An 18162-nucleotide genomic window follows, 5' to 3' on the forward strand; every position below is an offset into this window, starting at 1 on the left:
GCTCGCATCCATCAACACAGCGGCCAAGGGCCGAAAGGATAGAAGCCTATATGGCTTGGCCAGTTCAAGACAATGACACGAACATTATACCAATGCAATTGGCAACGACCACGATCGCTGGCGGTTGGTCTGTGCGGGGTCAGACATATTCAAGCCGCTTAATGCTTACGGTGTTCTGAAGGAGACAATGTAGATGCGTGTTAATGGCACAAAAATTGATCGGTACGTTGTTTCTCGACGGCGCGAGGGTCTCGGTGATTGCCTGTGGTCTCTCGCATCGGCGTGGGAATACGCACATCGGACGGGGCGAGCTTTAGCAATAGATTGGCGCGGGTCTTGCTACCTTGACGACCCTTTTGCGAATGCCTTTCCGGTTTTCTTCAAGCCAATTGAGGAGATCGGTGGTGTGCCGGTCATTTGCGATGACCAGATCAACCACGTCTCATTCCCCGGACCGTTCTTCCCGTCGTGGTGGAACAAGCCATCCATTGACTGCGTGTACCGCCCGGATGAACAGATATTCCAAGAACGTGACGAGCTTAGCGATCTCTTCCGGGCCGAGGATGATTGTGAAGCCAACACCGTAGTTTGTGATGCTTGTTTGATGTGGCGTTGCGATGAGCAAGCCGAGCGAACGATATTTCGGAGCATCACGCCGAGGGCCGAAATCGAGGATCGGATTGAAGCGCTTCACCAAGAACATTTCGCGGGTCACAGCATAATTGGAGTCCATGTCCGCCACGGCAACGGCGAGAATATTATGGATCACACCCCTTACTGGGCTGATCAAAAGCTTGCCTTAGAGCAGGTATGCACTGCCATTCGTATGGCCAAAGCGCAACCGCATCCAAGGCCTGTTAGGGTGTTCTTGTGCACAGACAGCGCCAAGGTTGTGGATCACTTGTCGGGCGCATTTCCCGAACTTTTCACCGTCCCAAAACGCTTCCAGGCGGATCAGGCCGGCCCGTTACACAGTGCAGCACTGGGCGCGGAAGGGGGCTTTTCCGCTCTCGTTGAAATGTATCTCCTTGGTCGATGTGACACTGTAATTCGCTTTCCTCCGACTAGCGCCTTCAGTCGCTATGCCCGCCTCGTCGTGCCGCGCATTATTGAATTCGATTTGAATGACCCACGTCGTTTGATCTCGAGTGAGAACGCCTTCGAACGCTCCCCGGCTCCATGAAAGCGTTGGCATCCCGCTCGAACTCTGGCTGCCTTCGCGCAGTGTCGCCGTTCGCCTTGCCCAGTTCATTCCCTTCTCGCCGCGCAACCCCGCCGCAGGCAAGTAGGTTCTTGGGCGCCTCAACATCAAAAAGGATCCAAGCTTGTCGAAGAGAAAAGTAGCTTTAATCACCGGGGTCACGGGACAGGATGGTTCCTACCTCGCAGAACTGCTTTTAGCAAAAGGCTATTCTGTGCATGGGATAAAGAGACGCTCGTCCCTCTTCAATACGGATCGCATTGACCATCTCTATCATGACTCTCATGAAAGTGGCGTTGATCTTACACTTCACCACGGTGATTTGACAGACTCGTCCAGCCTTACGCGCGTGATCCAACTTGTTCAGCCGGACGAGATTTACAATTTGGCCGCTCAGAGCCATGTTGCAGTCTCCTTTGAAGAACCAGAATACACCGCCAACTCCGATGCCTTAGGGGCGCTGCGTATCCTCGAGGCAATTCGGATTCTGGGGCTTGTCAATCATACGCGCTACTATCAGGCCTCGACCTCCGAGCTTTACGGGCTGGTGCGGGAAACGCCACAGACCGAGACCACACCGTTTTATCCCCGGTCCCCCTACGCCGTGGCCAAATTGTATGCTCACTGGATGACCGTGAACTATCGAGAAGCTTACGGGTTGTATGCTTGTAACGGTATTTTATTCAATCATGAATCACCGGCGCGCGGAGAAACATTTGTAACGCGCAAAGTCACGCGTGGCTTGGCTCGGATTAAGCTAGGAATGCAGCGGAGCCTCTTCTTGGGCAACCTTAATGCGCGTCGTGATTGGGGGCATGCTCGAGACTACGTTCAGATGCAGTGGTTGATGCTTCAGCAGGAGCAAGCTGAAGACTTTGTGATCGCTAGCGGTGAGCAACATTCGGTGCGCGAATTCGTCACCGTCGCGGCCGCTGAACTCGACATGGACATTCGTTGGGTGGGGGAAGGGGTCGACGAAGAGGGGTACGATGCAAAGACGGGCGCTCTGATCGTAAAGATAGATCCCCGTTACTTTCGTCCCGCGGAAGTCGAGACACTTCTCGGCGATGCGCGCAAGGCCAAAGAAAAACTCGGGTGGGAGCCAAAAATTTCCTTCTGCGAATTGGTTAGGGAGATGGTTCGGGAAGATTTGCGCATGGCAGAGCGTGACGCAGTGCTGATGAAGCAAGGTTATCATTCACACAGTCCACGAGAGTTATGCTGACAACCGCGCGCCATGCGGGCTTGTTGTCGAGTGCTATGGTGGCCTTCAAGGAGCGCGCAGAGCGCTATCAATGGAAAGTATAAAGATGAAGAAAGTCTATGTAGCAGGCCACCGCGGCCTTGTTGGGTCCGCCACGATGAGAGCGCTCGAGGCGTTGGGATCCTATGAAATAATAACACGCACTCACGGCGAACTGGACCTATTTGATCGGAGCGAGACGCGCAGCTTCTTCATGTCGCGGCGGCCTGATTACGTCGTTATGTGCGCCGCAAAGGTCGGTGGTATACTGGCGAACGCTAGCTCCCCCGTCGATTTCCTTCATAATAACTTGGCGATTCAACTCAGTGTTTTTGATGCCGCTTACGCTTCCGGCGTCGAACGGATGATTTTTCTTGGCTCCTCGTGTATCTATCCACGCGACTGCCCGCAGCCGATACGTGAGGAATACCTTCTAACCGGTCCGCTTGAAGCGACGAATCGTCCCTACGCTTTGGCAAAAATCGCAGGAATCGAGTCGTGCTGGTCTTTTAACCGGCAGTACCAGACACGCTATCTCACGTTGATGCCGACCAGCTTATATGGTCCCGGCGATAATTACGACCCCAAAAATTGCCACGTTCTGCCTGCTCTGATACGCCGTTTTCATCAAGCTAAAATGAACGGCGACGCCTCCGTTGAGGTCTGGGGATCCGGAAACCCTCGGCGAGAGTTCATGTATTCGTCGGATGTAGGCGATGCCATAGCATTCCTGCTTGGCCTGCCAGATTCAGATTTCAACGCCTTGACGGCTCCCGACATTGCGCCCCTGATCAATGTTGGCGTTGGCGAGGACGTCACAATTCGCGAGGTGGCGGAACTCGTCAAGGCGGCGGTCGGCTGGGAGGGCAACTTGGTTTTCGACACGACGAAGCCAGACGGTACTCCGCGCAAGTTACTGGACGTAACGCGCATGCGTAATCTTGGCTGGAAAGCCAAAACCTCCCTTGGTGCCGGGTTGCGAGCGATGTATGAGGATTTTCTGCGCGTTCATGCGGCTTGATGTTGATGCGCGCATCCTGGTTGGACTGCGTGGCCGACCGGGTGCATTCTTGTTCAGTCAGGCCAAACAGAAGAGAGGGACGCATACACGCCTAGGCGGCCACAATATTGGCCTGCGCTAACGGTGCAAACCGGACCTATCCGCGACCGGCGATGCAGAGGATCAGTCGGAACCTTGCCCAAATGGGGAGGCCGCATTACCGGCCGCACCTGGAGGCTGTGCGTGAGCGCCGTCGACTCAAGCCGCCAGTTAGAACTGCTGCCGCAGCTTAGGAACCTGGCATCGCTACGAACGCCAACCGGGGCCCGCCATGCTCGGGGCATGCCTTATGGCAAGGCGGTACACGCGGTAATGGCGGACGTGGATGTATGCTGCTCGCTGCCGCAGGCGAGATCGTGTCCCCTAGGTGGTGTAGCTGACGGCTTTGGTCGCCGTGCTCTCCGTCTGGGAATGGATCAAGCGATTGCACTTTTGCTTTCATGCAATGTCTTGCCCAGTCCGACCAGACGGGCCGCCGCTTGACCCGTAGGCATGTCAATGACCGTGATTGCCCTTTCTGCAAGGAAGCGCCGCTCGTTCCTGGTCAGCGTTGCTGTATCGATTGCCGCAAAATGTGGGCCATGGGAGCGCTTCATAATCTGCCGGGCATAGGTGCGTAGCATCTGATCGTTGAAGCGGCAGCCGAGGAAGAAAAGACCACGGCTGGCTCGCCGTTCCTTCACCAGGTCAGGGATCGGCGTTTGGATGTCGATTTCGCTCAGCACTTCAACGTAGTCGGAATCTGCCACGAGGAAGTTTGCGGCCGGCCTGGCACCGCCGTGAGGGGCGTAGAGAACCGTCTTCGCCGCTGGTGCGGATTCGAGTAATATCCCGGACAAATCGTAGGCTTTCGTCCAAATGTCACCGATCTCGTCCGCCCGTGTTACGCCCTGTATTTCGACGACGTCCGTTCGGCGGGCCTGTATTAGAGCCGCGCGCATGGCACCGTCGTACCAGCTGTCGACGATCACGGAGAGCGGCAGCGTTGCAAGCCAGGCATGCAAGATGGTCGGCACCACCGGGGCCGCGAATATTTCGGCCATCCAAACTTGAAGGGTCCGGCGGTGCCGGCGCTGTTCGATATACTGCGCTACCGACCACATGTTGGTGCGAATCTTCGAAGGGGCTGGCGTGCGCTTGTTGAGCGCTGCGGCAACGGCTTCGGGGGTATGCGGTACGGGCGGTCCCGCGGAGCGGATCTCAAGCAGACCTGGGCCGAGATAGGGGATGACCTCGTCGGCCGCGAGCGCTTTCTTCAAAAGGTCAAGCTGCCTTTCGGCAAAACTGTCCCGAACGACCACGAGGTGGCCCGAGGTCATTGCGTTCATGCTCGTATCCCTTTGCCGCTCTCTTGTGTCAACCCGACGGTCAGTCCTCGTCGGAAATCTTTCTTGCCTCCACGGTTATCGGCAAAGCCGTATCCCGCGGAAGGTCGGGCAAGACTAACCGCCAGCCGTTCTTCAGCGTCACAGCGCCACCCCACAAGTGTTCGTTGTCGACCTTGATGATCGGCTCTTCGAGATCCTTTTTGGGAATATATGCCGACAAGCCAGAACCGGTCCTGCGGATCATTACCCTCATCCGGTCGTTCCTTCGTCAAACCCAGCACCGATTTCGGAAGTGCAAGGAATCCCGGCCGTCTCAAGGCTCATAAGTTCACGCGCACGCATGCCGACGATGGTGCCGCGATCGACCCATTCGACCGCATAGATGTAGAATTGCTGGAGAAAGGTGCCGATGTCGCGCACATAGCCCTCGTCGCCTTTACGCACCAGGTTTTCACCGACCTCCTTGCCAGGATAGGTGCCGTCATTTTTTATGTGGCGTGTGGCGCGGACCCGGTCACCCGGCATGAATCGTGGGGGTGTACGGATTTCGATGTCCTCTTCGCGTCCGAGGCTCATGGCCGTTCCTTTCTCTCGGCTGCAGCTTTCCAACACGAGGTCGATGGTCCTTCGGAGTGCGCCTCGACCCTGTCGGTAGCCGAAATGGAGGTCAGGCGGGAACGCAAGTCTTCGACACCGGACACACCGAGGCGCATTGCTGCGTTTCGAAGGCCCCCTCGCATTCGGTGCACTTTTTTGGATCGATCACGTAGCTCTCGCCCTTGAACTTGATCGCGCCGGAAGGGCATTCGAACTCGCAGGCGCCACACTGGGTACATTGGGAAGCGATGATCTTATAGGCCATTTTCAACTCCGGTTCGGTTGGAACGAGACGGCTCATGCCGTCGCAACCAGTGGCTCACCGCCAAACTCGGCGGCGTAAAGCGCGCCGATGGCGGTCTCGATGTAGTCAAACCCGTAGGCATCCGTTGCCCGGATACCACCTTCCTTGAGTCGATCCTCGGGGCAACTTCCAATTCTCGCGCACAGCACGATGTCTACGCCTTCGAGCGTAGAAATGAGGCCGTCGAAGCTCGTGTCCTCGGCCCGGCCGCCGAGGCAATACTGCTCGACCTTGCGATGACCGACGAAGCTGATCCCTTTCGGCGAGGCCTCGTAAACCTGGAATTCCTTCGCATGGCCGAAATGCTCGTTGATGCGGCCGCCACCCTTGGTCGCTACCGCGACCAGAAGCGACTTGCCGGAGCCCTCGGTCTTGACCATCCCGAGCGCCTGGCTCTTGGCCGCCATGCGATCGCCCCGCTCGCGCGCGACCACCGTGCGATAGGCCTCGCGCTTGCTGGCGTCGTAGGTGACCTTGTCGGGAAGCCGGTCGAGCGTGAATTCCTGGCCACGATCCTCGCCGAGCAGGCCGACAGCATCGGCCCGGCACTGCCGGCAGTGGCGCATGAGCTTGGCTCCGCCTTCGAGACGATCCTGAAGGGTCTTCAGCTCCATTGCCGAGGGGCCGCACTGCCCGCTCAAGCCGTAGTGCGTACCGTGTGCCGGGTCGGAAATCAGCGGCATGACATTGTGCAGGAATGCGCCGCGCTCCTTGACCCATTTGTTCACCTCGATCAGGTGCTCGTCGTTAACGCCGGGGATCATGACCGAATTGATCTTGGTGAGGATGCCGCGCGCCGTCAGCATCTCCAGCCCCGACATCTGTCGTTCGTGCAGGATCGTGGCTGCCTCGACGCCGGCATAACGGCGGTGATCATAAAAGATCCATGGGTAGATCTTGGCACCGATCTGCGGGTCGACCATGTTGATAGTGATCGTCACGTGATCGACATTCATTTCCGCAAGCTCGGCGACGTGGTCTGGAAGCGCGAGCCCGTTGGTGGAGATGCACAGCTTGATGTCGGGGATTTCCTTGGCGACCAGTTCAATTGTCGCCTTCGTGTTCTTCCAGTCGTAACAGGCATCGCCCGGGCCGGCGATGCCGAGTACGGAAAGCTGCGGCACTTCGTTGGCGACCTCGATCACCTTGCGCAGCGCCTGGTCAGGGGTCAGCCTCTCCGAGACGACCCCGGGCCGGCTTTCATTGGCACAGTCATATTTGCGATTGCAGTAGTTGCACTGGATATTGCAGGCCGGGGCGACCGCCACATGCATGCGCGCGAAATAGTGGTGCGCTTCCTCTGAAAAGCACGGATGATCTTTGATCTTCTCCCAGACAGCTGTGTCGATCTCGTGCGGCTTTGCGGAGGAGCCGCAGGATGAAGATGCGCAGCCAGCGGATCTCGCACTCGCCGGCAAATGATCGAAGGATGTCGTGCCGGAAAGGTCCTCTAGCGAAATCATCGGTGCGGACATTGAACGGCTCCGTGCGTGGTGTGAACTTCGCACGTCAGAGCGCAAGAGATATGCCAACTCCAAAACCGGTTTTTGTCCGTCAATGTCGGCTTTTACGTCGGCCTTTGTGCCCCACTGTGTCCGTTTTGCTGCGACACGGTTGTGTCGGGCCCCCGACGAACGGACAGAACGTGGTCACGAAACGTACCCGTGTTTGTCTCAGTTTCACCTATTGCGGGGGCAGCCGTGCCCCCAATGTGATGTTCATCAATGACGTTTAGAACTTCTTCACGCCGATACGATGCCGGCGCAAAGCATAGCCGACCTGCCGCGGCGTGAGACCGAGGAAACGAGCCGCCTTGGCCTGAACCCAGCCGGCTTTCTCCATCGCATCGATTAGTCGGTTGCGTTCCGTCAGACGCGGGTTCATTGCAGGGCAAGCGGGATGGTTGGGGTCGCAGGTCTTGCCGGGCGATGCCTCATTGTGTGAAGCGCCGCTTCGCATGGCAGGCAGCGGCGATCCAACCGGCATCATATTGCCACGTGCGAACTCGTCGACGGCATAGCCGCCTTGCGAGCGGCCAGCTCCTTTCCACAGAAGCGAAGAAAGGCACTGGCTGTTCTCGCAAGCGAAATCCGCCGGCGTTATTGTCGTTGAACGCGCAAGTGTGGCCGTCCGTCGCACACAATTCTCCAACTCACGCACGTTGCCAGGGAAATAGCATTGCGAGATCAGATCAAGCGCCGACGGCGTGAAGACAAGGTCGCGACGGTTTTCCTTGTTGAATCGGCCGAGGAGAGATTTCGCAAGGCGTGGGATATCGCCCGGGCGTTCTCTGAGGGGAGGCAGGATTATTGGCACCACGTTGATGCGGTAATAAAGGTCTGCTCTGAACTCTCCATTCCGGACAGCCGTCTCAAGGTCCTTGTTCGTGGCGCATATGAGCCGCACGTCAACCTTTAGGGTCCTGGTGCCGCCTACTCGCTCCAGTTCTCCTTCCTGCAAGACGCGCAACAGCTTGGCTTGAAAGGCAGGCGAAATCTCGCCGATTTCATCAAGCAGCAGGGTTCCGCCATTAGCCAATTCGAACCGGCCGGCGCGCTGCAGGATAGCCCCGGTGAAGGCGCCCTTCTCGTGGCCAAAGAGCTCCGATTCCAAAACGCTTTCGGGCAGTGCGGCGCAGTTCAATTTGACGAAGGATTTCTCCCTCATATGCGAAAGCTTATGGATGGCCTGTGCAAAGAACTCCTTTCCGGTACCGCTTTCGCCTCGCAGAAGCACGGTGGAATTTGTCCTGGCCACGACCGAGACGGTCTCGAGCACTTGCTTGAGCGCGGGGCTTTCTCCGACGATTCCATCGATCTTGACATCCGGATGCCGGGCCGGATGGGTCCCGTCCTCGTCGAGCGACTGCTCTGGTCTCGGTTGCTTTTCGATAAATGACTGACGAGCTGTGCTCAAAGTGCGATGGAGGCGGATGGTCCGAGCGACCAGATTGGCGACCATGGCCAGGAAGCGTAGGTCCTCCTCGCAGCGGAACCTGGTACTACCGTCCTTGACGCGGTCGATCGACAGTGTCCCGAAGGTCTTTTCCTCAGCCTTTAGCGGGACACCGATAAAGGTAGTTGCGATCGTATCGCTGCTCGATTGAGGATCAGCCTGGAATAGCTCAGACGTGCTTGTGTCTTGTATGACGATCGGCACTCCAGTAGCGACGATTTTGTCTATTACGGCCTGGGGTACGACGCTGCCGGCGCCTGATTGAGTGACAGTGCCGCCGCTAGTTGCGCTGATCTGCGGCTGTCCTTCAGCGCCCAGGACGACGATTGCACCATGACGCATATGCACAAACGAGGAGAGGACATTCGCGACATTGGCAAGCGTAATCTCCAGCCGGGCCGGGGCAGTCAGAACCTTCGATATCTCGTAGATTCCCCTGAGCAAGCTGTCGGCATCGCGCACCGCTTCCACCGCAGGTTCAGGGGGAGTGTTTCGTGATCCAATTTCACCGACCCGATCTGGAGGCATGTGAGCCATGCGAACACCTCAAGCGTTGTCTAAGGTGTCCCTCCTGAGCCCTTTTTTGTATTTTGAGTTCGAGAAACATAGTAATTTGCGAACAATGTTGACGGTCTTGACCGCAATTGCGAACCTCTCGTTTCTCGCACTTTGCGCCAATCATCCGAACTTGAAGAGAACGCCGAAGCCGCCGCGCGGGTAATTCCACACGATCTCACCGCTGGCCTCGCACAGCACGCGACACGTGCCGCATTCCATGCAGCCGTCGGAAGTGGTCTCCACCTGGCCCTTGTCGTTCAACTCATAGCACTTGGCCGGGCAGATGTGTGTCAGCGCCAGCAGGTTCGCGCTCGGCCTCTCGTGCGGTTGCACTTTGATATGCGGGCGGCCCGGATCGACTAGATAGCGATTCTGATAAAGCTTCTCCTCGACACGTAACTTCGTCACAGCGATCGTCATCCTGTTTCTCCTTCAGCGCCATGCGAGTGCCAGGCGGACCACATCGCTGATCAGCCCCCAGCGTGAACGCGCCTTGATGAAGGCAGCAGTGGTCGCCTTTTCCTTCTCGATTTTCGGAGTGCCGTCGACGCGCATGAAGTTCTGCGCGGCCTGCGACATCAACTGCGGGTAAGTCATGAAGAAATTTCGGGAGTTGGTGTGTATCAGGGCCGGCATGTCCTTATATTTCCGCAGGTCTTTGACCACGAAGGACTTGTCCAGCATGGTCTTGTAAAGGGCGAGGTTCTTCCTGATCATCGGCTGGTTGCGGCCCTTGATCTCAATGATCGCCTCGCCGGCGATGCGACCGGAAGTCATGGCAAGGTTCGAACCCTCGCGGTGAATGGCGTTGTTCAGCTGGGCGGCATCGCCGACCGCGACCCAACCGTCGCCGAAGAGCTGCGGAATTGCCTTGTAGCCACCTTCGGGAATGAGATGCGCGGAATACTCCTTGACTTCCGAGCCCGCGATCAGCGGCCGTATGGAAGGATGGTTTTTAAAGGCATCGAGGAGGACGTATGGGCTCTCCATTGTCTTGGCGAAATCGGAGACGAGGCAGCCGATTCCCAGAGAGATCGACTCCTTATTGGTGTAGAGGAACGCAAGTCCAGCCATGCTGCGGGAGATCGTGCCCGCCGCTTCGATCACGCAGCCTTCGTCCCCTTGGAGGCCGAACCGCTGCTCAATGACCTCATCGGGTAGGAAATGCATCTCCTTGACAGCGAGCGCCACGCTTTGTGGCTTCAGCATCTTGCGCAGGCCGGCCCTTGTACCGAGCAGTCCGTTGACACCTTCTGCGAGCACGACGACGTCCGCGTAGATCGGCCCGCCGGCCCGGTCGGTGCGCACGCCGACCACCTTACCTTTGGCATTGCGGACGAGGTCGGTCACTGTCGTCTCACACAGAACCGTCGCGCCGGCCTCGCGCACCTTGCGCGAAAACCACTTGTCGAACTGGGCGCGGATGATCGTGTAGCGATTGGGCTTCGCCTCGTTGAAATCATCCGATCGATACTGGATCCCGGTGTGGGAGGTGTCGTCCATCACCCAAAATCGCTGCTCGACCAGATGCCGCTCGAGAGGCGCATCATTCCGGAAATCCGGGATGATTTGCTCCAACATGTCGGCGTACATGATGGCGCCCTGGACATTCTTGGAGCCCGGATACTCGCCGCGCTCCAACTGCAGCACCGTCAGGCCCTGTCTTGCCATAGTATAGGCCGCCGCGTTTCCGGACATACCGGCGCCGACGACGATGGCGTCGAATTCTTCTTCGATCATAGCCGTCTCCCTTAGCTCGCAAGCTTGTCGTGACTGTGCGGCGACAGCCGCCGGGTGAAAGCTTCCGTCAATGCCGGCAGGAAACGGATCGCATCGGTGACGATGCCGAGGTGGGCAAAGTCGAAGATCGGGGCGTTCGGGTCGGTGTTGATGGCTACGATCAAATCAGCCCCCTCCACGCCAACCCGATGCTGAATGGCGCCCGAAACCCCGGCCGCTATGTAAAGCTTTGGCCGGATGGTCTTGCCCGTTTGGCCAATCTGCCGATCGGCCGGCATCCAGCCCTTCTGGACCAGCGGGCGCGAACAGCCATATTCGGCGCCGATTGCACGCGCTAAATTCGTCACAAGCTGCAAATTCTCCGCTGAGCCGAGGCCGAGGCCTCCGGCAACCACGATGTCGGCGTAGGCGAGATTTGCCTTTGCCGATTGGCGATCGAGCTTGAAGCCAAGGACTTTGGTGATGATCTCTTCCTCGGTCATCGACAGCTGGTGCCGGATGACACGCCCAATCGGCTTATCCGTCCGCGGTGGCATGGCCATGACCCTCGGTCGTACGGTGGCCATCTGCGGCCGGTAGTTGAGCGTATAGATCGTGCATAGCAAGGAACCGCCGAAAGTCGGACGGGTCGCGGCGAGCGAACCGTCGACGTCCACGTCGAGTTCGGTACAGTCAGCAGTGAGCCCTGTCAGCAAGGTCGTCGCTACTGAGCCGGCGAGATCCCTGCCGAGCGTGGTCGCACCGAGAAGCAGGATCTCCGGCTTGTAGGTATTGACCAGATCCGTCATTGCCTTGGTGAAAGGCTCGTTGCGATAGTCAGCAAGCAGCGGTGCCTCGACGAGGTAGACAAGGTCGGCGCCGTAAGCGAAGGCCTCGGCAACGGCATGCTGGGTGGCCTCACCCGGCGGTCCGAGCACGATTCCCGCAAGCTGAATGCCAAGCTTGTCGGCGAGCTTGCGGCCTTCGCCAAGCAATTCGAAGGAGACGGGATGGACCTCGCCCCGTTCCAGTTCAATGAAAACCCAGACGTGCCGATAGTCCCTGAAGTGCTCAGGCAATTCCTTCTTGATGCCGGCACGGCCGGCGGAAGGAGGGGCTTCGCGTTTCGCCTTCAACATCTCTCTCCTTGCCGTCCGGTCACTGGCCGCCGTCGAAGGCGAGTTCGTGTTCCAGCGCTGGCTGGCGGGTGAAGATTGCGGCAATCAGTTCGTCAGCGACGCCATGCTGCGTCTTGTCGGTCGTGTCGATCTGCGTCGCCTTTTCCGCCCGCGTGGTAGGGGCGAAAACGCGCTTGACGACCGTCGGCGAGCCGCGCAGGCCGCATTTGGTGAGGTCCTCAATGCCAGCTTCGGCCGCGCTCCACTTCACGATTTGGCTGCGTGCGGCGCGCAGGGCGTCGTCGAGCGAGCCCCTGCGGATTTCGTTGGTGCCTTCCAGCATTGTGATGAGGCAAGGCAGCCTGCTTTTCAGCATCTGCGTACCGCCTTCCGAACGGCGCTTGACGGTGATCTCGCGCGCGTCGAGATCGATAGAGGCGATCTTCGCCACATAGGTGAACTGCAGGAGGCCAAGGCGCTTGGCGATGCCGGGCCCAACTTGGGCGGTATCGCCGTCAATCGTCTGCTTGCCGGCGAAGACGATGTCCGGCGCGCCGAAGGTCTCGCCAATTCTCACGATTGCCCGAGAAAGCGCAAAGGAGGTCGCCAGCGTGTCCGAGCCGGCAAAGCAGCGGTCGGTCAAGAGTACCGCGCGGTCGGCGCCATAGGTGAGCGCCTTGCGCAACGCATCTTCTGCCATCGGCGGACCCATGGTAAGCACGGTGACCTCGCCACCATGGGCGCCACGCAATCTGAGTGCCTCTTCGAGGGCGAACAGGTCGTAAGGGTTGATGATGGTTGGCACGCCCTGGCGCATGATCGTGTTCGTCACCGGGTGGACACGTATCTGCGCGGAATCCGGCACCTGCTTGATACAGATTACAATGTGCATTGCTTCCCTCTCGGCTCTAGTCCGCAAGCCGCCCTGGCGTTCATCTCCTAAGCAGCATCATTCGTGCCAACCGTTATGCGCTGCTCTGTTCTCTTTGAGATCGGTTTGCTTTCTTCCAAAGGTGCCGTCGTGATGACCGGTTTTGTCGGCTTTTCGTCATTGTCGTGTGGACTTTGTCGCGCTCATTCTGTCTCGAACCGCCTCAGGATCGAATCGAACGGGACAAAGGCACGGTCCCGAGTGGCGGGTTTGTCCGGATCGTGCTCTTGGAGCACCTTGAAGACCCGTTGCGTGAGTGGCGATGATGTCGCGAAATCCTCATAAGCGCGTTCCAACGTCGCACGCGCCCGCGCGCCGATCACCCCGTCGGGAAGACCGGCGAAATCCTCTTCAGCGAGGTACTGGCCCATGCGCTTCATGATATGGAGCCGCGAGACATTGAGCACCTTCGGATCATAAGAGATGCCAAGGACCTCGAAGAACTCCTCCGCAGCCGACAGGCTCTTCAGGCGTGCGAGAATGTCGGTGACATCGATGGCACGGCTTTCAGCAAAACAGCTGCGCATTGCATTTTTCTTGGCCGGAAACGGCGGTCGGGGTTGCGTCGTCGCTGGCGAAGACGGGGAAAGGTCACGCAGCTTCTTAACGATCCCGGGCATGACCTCGAGCACCTGGTCGACGTCCTCCTCGCCGTTGTTGCGCGAAAAGGAGAAACGGATTGCGCCGTGTGCCGCGCTATCGGGGATATTCATCGCCACCAAGACATGGCTCGGCTCCAGCGAGCCGGAGGCGCATGCAGAACCGGAGGAGCAGGCGATGCCCTCGCGATTGAGGAAGTGCAATATGCCCTCACCTTCGATATGTCCAAAGGCGATATTTGCAGTGTTCGCCAACCGCGCTCGTAAATCGCCGGCCACGAAGGCGTCTGGGATGCGCTGGAGAAGTTCTTTCTCGAGGCGGTCTCGCAATGCCTTTACCCGCGTGTTCGCGTCCTCCATGAATTTCAAGGCAAGATCAGCTGCCACGCCGAGGCCAACGATGCCTGGCGTGTTCTGCGTGCCCGCGCGGCGATTGCTCTCCTGGCTTCCTCCCTTGATCAGCGGACAGAAGTGCACGCCGCGTTTTACATAAAGTGCGCCGACCCCTTTCGGTCCATGTAATTTGTGACCGGAGAGAGACAGCATATCGATTGCGGTCGATTTCAAGTTGATCGCAAGCTTGCCGACCGCTTGCACCGCGTCGGTATGGAAAAGGGCGCCGACGTCGTTGGCCAACTCAGCAAGCTCGACCACGGGGAAGATCGTTCCGGTCTCGTTGTTGGCCCACATGATCGAGACGATCGCCACGCGCGGGGTGAGGGCGGCCCTATAGGTGTCGAGGTCGAGCCGGCCGTGGCGATCCACCGGAATCCTATGCACCTTGATGCCGCGCGTCTTCTCAAGGTGGGCACAAAGCGTCAGCACGGCCGAATGCTCGACTGCGGAAGTGACGATCTCAGTGCGCTCAGGCGTCAACTCGAGCGCCGAAAGGATCGCGGCGTTGTCGCTTTCCGTCCCGCCCGAGGTGAAGGTGATCTCGTCGTCGAACTCCGCGCCGACCAGCGTTTGCACCTGCAGGCGCGCCTTTCTCACCGCCGCCCCGGCGGAAGCGCCAAAATCGTGGCTAGACGAAGGGTTGCCGAATTGCTCGGTAAAAAACGGCAGCATTGCTTGAACGACTTCAGGATCGACCCGTGTCGTTGCGTTGTTGTCCAGATAAACAGGCCTCATGGATGTGATCCTTTTCCTGAGCGCCCGCAAAGCGCACGCCGGTCGTCATGATGATGGCTAGCCGAAGGATTTGCCGCGGCCATATTCGGCCCGCGCTTCTTGGAGCTGACGCGGCCGCTCGCCTCGAGGAAGCGCCAGCCTAGCGCCGGCCCGGGAAAGCGCGGTCTTTAAGCCGCGGCGTTTTCGGTGCGCAGGGGCGTGGACTGTTTCTCCTTCAGGCCGCGACGCGTTCTCGAACAGCCACGCATGGACCGTGCCAAACAAGGAGATCATTTCAAAACAACAAGATGGCTTCAACACTGCTGTGTCGCATGTCCGACATCGGCGGGGCATTGTTCGACGGTGAACGGAGTTGAATTGGGCGTGAATTCCGCTTCGCGTGAGGAGCAATCCGTCTGCCGTCCGCCAAGGATGCCCGCGTCACCGATGCGTCCTGTCGGGTTTGTCGAGTGCGCGACGCGGCGCTGTTCGCCCCGCTGCCTGCTGAGCTCCCGTTTGCCATTGAAGAATATGCAGAAATTCTTCTCGGCTTCTTTCTTAGCCCCTTTGGCACCGCTATTGCGGTTCTCCTCGTAAGGCGGCGCGTGCCAGCGGCCGAATATTCATCTCGCGGATGACATCGCGATCATGGAACGAAGGAAGAAAGCAACATGTCAGGTCCAGATCGGCTCCCCGCGTTCCGAGCGATGTTTTCGTCCTCACACAGACCTTCCATTTCAGGTTTCTTGAGACCGAGAGTCCTGGTGCGCTCGTTCAAAGGCAGGCGTCGTTTTCACACCGATCTGCGCGGCGCCGCCTTTCGCGACGTTTTCGCCTTCACCATACGCCACTGGAGCAGACAGCCGGTCCGGCTCGCGATCATTATGATCGCGGTGCTTGGTGCAACGCTCCTTGACGTTCTGACGCCGCTCTATTCCGGACGGCTCGTAGACGCGGTCGCCCAAGGAGCGGCAGCCGACGCGGTCGTGTGGGATGCGGCACTTGCGGCCTTTTCGACGTTGATTGCGCTCACACTCGGCGTCGTCGTGATGCGCAACATCGCCTTCATTGCCATCAATGACTTCATTCTGAAGATGATGTCCGACATCGCCAGCGACGCCTTCCATCGTGTCCAGCGCTTTTCTACCGACTGGCATGCGAAAACCTTCGCCGGCTCGACGGTGCGCAAGATCACGCGCGGCATATGGGCGCTCTGCCTCTTCAATGACACGATCCTTTGCGCGTTGTTCCCCTCGCTCATCATGCTCGTAGGCTCGAGCATTCTGCTCGGCTGGTACTGGCCGATGATGGGGCTGATCATCGCCTGCGGCTCTGTTGGCTATGTGGCGCTGATCATTATCCTGTCGCTCGGCTATGTGGCGCCAGCGGCAAGCCTTGCCAACAGCTGGGATACGAGGCTTGGCGGCTCGCTTGCGGACGCGATCAGCTGTAACCAGGTGGTCAAAGGCTTCGGCGCCGAAGCGCGGGAAGATTATCGCCTCGCGAAAGTCATCTCCAAGTGGCGGCACCGCACCCGCCGGAGCTGGGTGCGCGGGACGGTCGGTGGTGCATTCCAGGGAATCATGCTTCTTGCGATGAGAGCGGCTTTGATCGGCTATGCCTTATTTGTGTGGTCGCGCGGCCAGGCTACTCCAGGTGACATCGCCTTCGTGCTCGCGTCTTTCACCGTCCTGTATGGCTACTTGCGTGATGTTTCCAGACACGTGCGCAACATCCAGCAAGCTGTAAATGAGATGGAGGAACTGGTCAAAACCTGCAGCCAGCCGCCCGACGTGGCGGATGTGTCGGGCGCCAAGCCGATCCGGATCACGAAGGGTCACATCGATTTTGAGAGCGTCCATTTCCACTATGGCAATCATTGGTCGCCATTCTACAGCGACTTGTCGATATCGATTGAGGCCGGCGCACGGGTCGGTCTGGTCGGCCCATCTGGCTCCGGCAAGACCACCTTCGTCAAGCTCATCCAGCGGCTTTATGACCTGGATGCTGGACGAATCTTGATCGATGGGCAGGACATTTCCCGGGTGACGCAGGGCTCGCTGCGCTCGCAGATCGCGATCGTGCAGCAGGAGCCTCTCCTGTTCCACCGCTCGCTGGCCGAGAACATAGCCTATGGACGGCCGGGTGCGTCTCGGTCCGACGTTGAGCAGGCGGCGCGGCTCGCCAGCGCGCATGACTTCATCGCGCGTCTGCCGAACGGCTACGGTACGCTCGTCGGCGAACGCGGCGTGAAGCTTTCAGGCGGCGAGCGCCAGCGTGTGGCGATAGCGCGCGCCTTCCTCGCCGACGCCCCGATCCTGATTATGGACGAGGCGACATCGAGCCTCGACTCGCAATCGGAGGTGCTGATCCAGAAGGCGATGGAGCGGCTCATGGTCGGGCGCACCACGCTCGTCATCGCGCACCGGCTCTCGACGGTGCGAGCACTCGACCGGCTGCTTGTGTTCGACCGTGGTTGCATCACCGAGCAGGGGGACCATGCTACGCTGATCCGTCGCGACGGCATCTATCGCCGCCTGTTCGAGCGGCAGGCCTTGGAGCTGACAAAGGGGTGGAATGAGACCAAGGTGCAACGTGGTTGAAGGCGGCGTGACTTCAGCTTGCCTTCGCCAGCAATCCGGTCGGGCTGTTCCTGAAAAGGCGCCCGCCAGCTCTCGTCGGATCTTTGGAATCCAAGACAGGCCTGGGGCCGACCTTTTTCGCGCTCTCGAGTAAACCGACGAATGGGATGCAGACAATTTCTTATGAGCTTCGTCCTGCGTTTCCGTCACGGCACTTGAGTCTTCCTCCTGAGGCGGCAGCCGCGCAACCATCTAGATTCTGGTTGATGCGATCAGTGGAGCGAAGGAAAGCCACGCGCCGCGTCCGCGCCAGATACGCGTTCTGTGCATAAAAACTGTCGCGCGTCCCGATAGGCGCGGCGTAGGAAAACCGGCTTGCGAGGAAGGGATCATGTCAGAGCTTGAGATGTTGCAGAAGAAGCTCCGCAAGCTGCAGGCGCGCGCCGGAGACGCCATGATGGACTTGCACGACCTTGCCGAGGACCTGGCGGTCAACTGGACCGAGATCAAGGCGGTCGCTCGGAAAGCCTTTGAGATTTTTGTCGAGTTGGATGCGGCAAAGGAACAACTTGCGGCGTTGGAGGATTCACAATGACGAACGTCACCCGCGACGGCTCTCCCTGGACGCCCCACTATCTGACGGCGATCGATGGCGCGACCTGCATCGGCTGCGGCCGCTGCTTCAAGGTCTGCTCGCGCGAGGTCATGCACCTTCATGGCGTCGATGACGCAGGCGAAATCCTCGGCATCTGCGCGGGCGAGGATGACGACTTCGACGGCGAGCTCAATCGCATGGTCATGGTTGTCGACCATGCCGGCCGCTGCATTGGCTGCGGAGCCTGCGGCCGCGTCTGCCC

General features: G+C 58.9%; 17 protein-coding genes and 1 pseudogene. 6 read left to right on the forward strand and 12 right to left on the reverse strand.

What is annotated here, in order from left to right; translation table 11 throughout:
- The first annotated feature begins 193 nt into the window (after window positions 1–193).
- From CK220_RS27570 to CK220_RS27580, 3 genes are all read left to right on the forward strand, one after another.
- Window positions 194–1183 (forward strand): nodulation protein NodZ, encoded by a 990-nt coding sequence (locus tag CK220_RS27570; protein WP_095814543.1) that lies wholly within the window; start codon window positions 194–196, stop codon window positions 1181–1183.
- Between the two features lie 142 nt (window positions 1184–1325).
- On the forward strand, window positions 1326–2426 hold the full coding sequence (gmd, locus tag CK220_RS27575; RefSeq protein ID WP_095814544.1) for a GDP-mannose 4,6-dehydratase: 1101 nt from the start codon (window positions 1326–1328) through the stop codon (window positions 2424–2426).
- An 85-nt stretch (window positions 2427–2511) separates the two neighbouring features.
- Window positions 2512–3465 carry a GDP-L-fucose synthase gene (locus tag CK220_RS27580; RefSeq protein WP_280952761.1) on the forward strand — a complete coding sequence of 318 codons (954 nt, stop codon included), beginning with the start codon at window positions 2512–2514 and terminating at the stop codon, window positions 3463–3465.
- A 455-nt stretch (window positions 3466–3920) separates the two neighbouring features.
- Here the strand turns inward: CK220_RS27580 and CK220_RS27585 are convergent, their stop codons facing one another.
- The 12 genes and pseudogenes from CK220_RS27585 to nifS all read right to left on the reverse strand — a co-directional run.
- On the reverse strand, window positions 3921–4832 hold the full coding sequence (locus CK220_RS27585; protein ID WP_095814546.1) for an SIR2 family protein: 912 nt from the start codon (window positions 4830–4832) through the stop codon (window positions 3921–3923).
- A gap of 40 nt (window positions 4833–4872) precedes the next feature.
- The gene (gene nifT / locus CK220_RS27590; protein WP_095814547.1) at window positions 4873–5085 is read right to left on the reverse strand and encodes a putative nitrogen fixation protein NifT; all 213 of its coding nucleotides are present in this window, start codon (window positions 5083–5085) and stop codon (window positions 4873–4875) included.
- Window positions 5082–5408: a nitrogen fixation protein NifZ gene (locus CK220_RS27595; protein WP_095814548.1), complete on the reverse strand. Its 327-nt coding sequence runs from the start codon at window positions 5406–5408 to the stop codon at window positions 5082–5084. The genes nifT and CK220_RS27595 overlap by 4 nt, the downstream gene beginning before the upstream one ends.
- Before the next feature lie 91 nt (window positions 5409–5499).
- Window positions 5500–5694 carry a 4Fe-4S binding protein gene (locus tag CK220_RS27600; RefSeq protein ID WP_095814549.1) on the reverse strand — a complete coding sequence of 65 codons (195 nt, stop codon included), beginning with the start codon at window positions 5692–5694 and terminating at the stop codon, window positions 5500–5502.
- A gap of 32 nt (window positions 5695–5726) precedes the next feature.
- The gene (nifB, locus tag CK220_RS27605; protein ID WP_095814550.1) at window positions 5727–7208 is read right to left on the reverse strand and encodes a nitrogenase cofactor biosynthesis protein NifB; all 1482 of its coding nucleotides are present in this window, start codon (window positions 7206–7208) and stop codon (window positions 5727–5729) included.
- 256 nt (window positions 7209–7464) lie between these two features.
- Window positions 7465–9225, reverse strand: coding sequence for a nif-specific transcriptional activator NifA (gene nifA / locus CK220_RS27610; RefSeq protein WP_095814551.1), 1761 nt, complete (start codon window positions 9223–9225; stop codon window positions 7465–7467).
- A gap of 141 nt (window positions 9226–9366) precedes the next feature.
- On the reverse strand, window positions 9367–9666 hold the full coding sequence (locus CK220_RS27615) for a ferredoxin family protein (RefSeq protein ID WP_067318654.1): 300 nt from the start codon (window positions 9664–9666) through the stop codon (window positions 9367–9369).
- 12 nt (window positions 9667–9678) lie between these two features.
- Window positions 9679–10986 carry an FAD-dependent oxidoreductase gene (locus CK220_RS27620; RefSeq protein ID WP_095814552.1) on the reverse strand — a complete coding sequence of 436 codons (1308 nt, stop codon included), beginning with the start codon at window positions 10984–10986 and terminating at the stop codon, window positions 9679–9681.
- 11 nt (window positions 10987–10997) lie between these two features.
- Window positions 10998–12104: an electron transfer flavoprotein subunit alpha/FixB family protein gene (locus CK220_RS27625; RefSeq protein ID WP_095814553.1), complete on the reverse strand. Its 1107-nt coding sequence runs from the start codon at window positions 12102–12104 to the stop codon at window positions 10998–11000.
- A 19-nt stretch (window positions 12105–12123) separates the two neighbouring features.
- The gene (locus CK220_RS27630; protein ID WP_095814554.1) at window positions 12124–12975 is read right to left on the reverse strand and encodes an electron transfer flavoprotein subunit beta/FixA family protein; all 852 of its coding nucleotides are present in this window, start codon (window positions 12973–12975) and stop codon (window positions 12124–12126) included.
- 182 nt (window positions 12976–13157) lie between these two features.
- Window positions 13158–13634, reverse strand: a complete 477-nt coding sequence (gene nifW / locus CK220_RS32655) for a nitrogenase stabilizing/protective protein NifW (protein WP_348629680.1) — start codon at window positions 13632–13634, stop codon at window positions 13158–13160.
- Window positions 13608–14744 (reverse strand): annotated as a pseudogene (gene nifS / locus CK220_RS27640) (cysteine desulfurase NifS); the annotation flags it as partial. The pseudogene nifS and the gene nifW, both read right to left, overlap by 27 nt.
- Window positions 14745–15430: 686 nt before the next feature.
- On the opposite strand from nifS, the gene CK220_RS27645 reads away from it, so the two are divergent.
- The 3 genes from CK220_RS27645 to fdxB form a co-directional block, all read left to right on the forward strand.
- Window positions 15431–17326 carry an ABC transporter ATP-binding protein gene (locus tag CK220_RS27645; RefSeq protein WP_245429422.1) on the forward strand — a complete coding sequence of 632 codons (1896 nt, stop codon included), beginning with the start codon at window positions 15431–15433 and terminating at the stop codon, window positions 17324–17326.
- Window positions 17327–17696: 370 nt separating this feature from the next.
- Complete coding sequence (locus CK220_RS27650; RefSeq protein ID WP_095814557.1) at window positions 17697–17900, forward strand: CCE_0567 family metalloprotein; 204 nt, start codon at window positions 17697–17699, stop codon at window positions 17898–17900.
- A partial coding sequence (gene fdxB / locus CK220_RS27655; RefSeq protein WP_095814558.1) for a ferredoxin III, nif-specific occupies window positions 17897–18162 on the forward strand: 266 nt, incomplete at its 3' end. The genes CK220_RS27650 and fdxB, both read left to right, overlap by 4 nt.

The sequence above is a fragment of the Mesorhizobium sp. WSM3860 genome, from assembly GCF_002294995.1.
Taxonomy (GTDB): domain Bacteria; phylum Pseudomonadota; class Alphaproteobacteria; order Rhizobiales; family Rhizobiaceae; genus Mesorhizobium.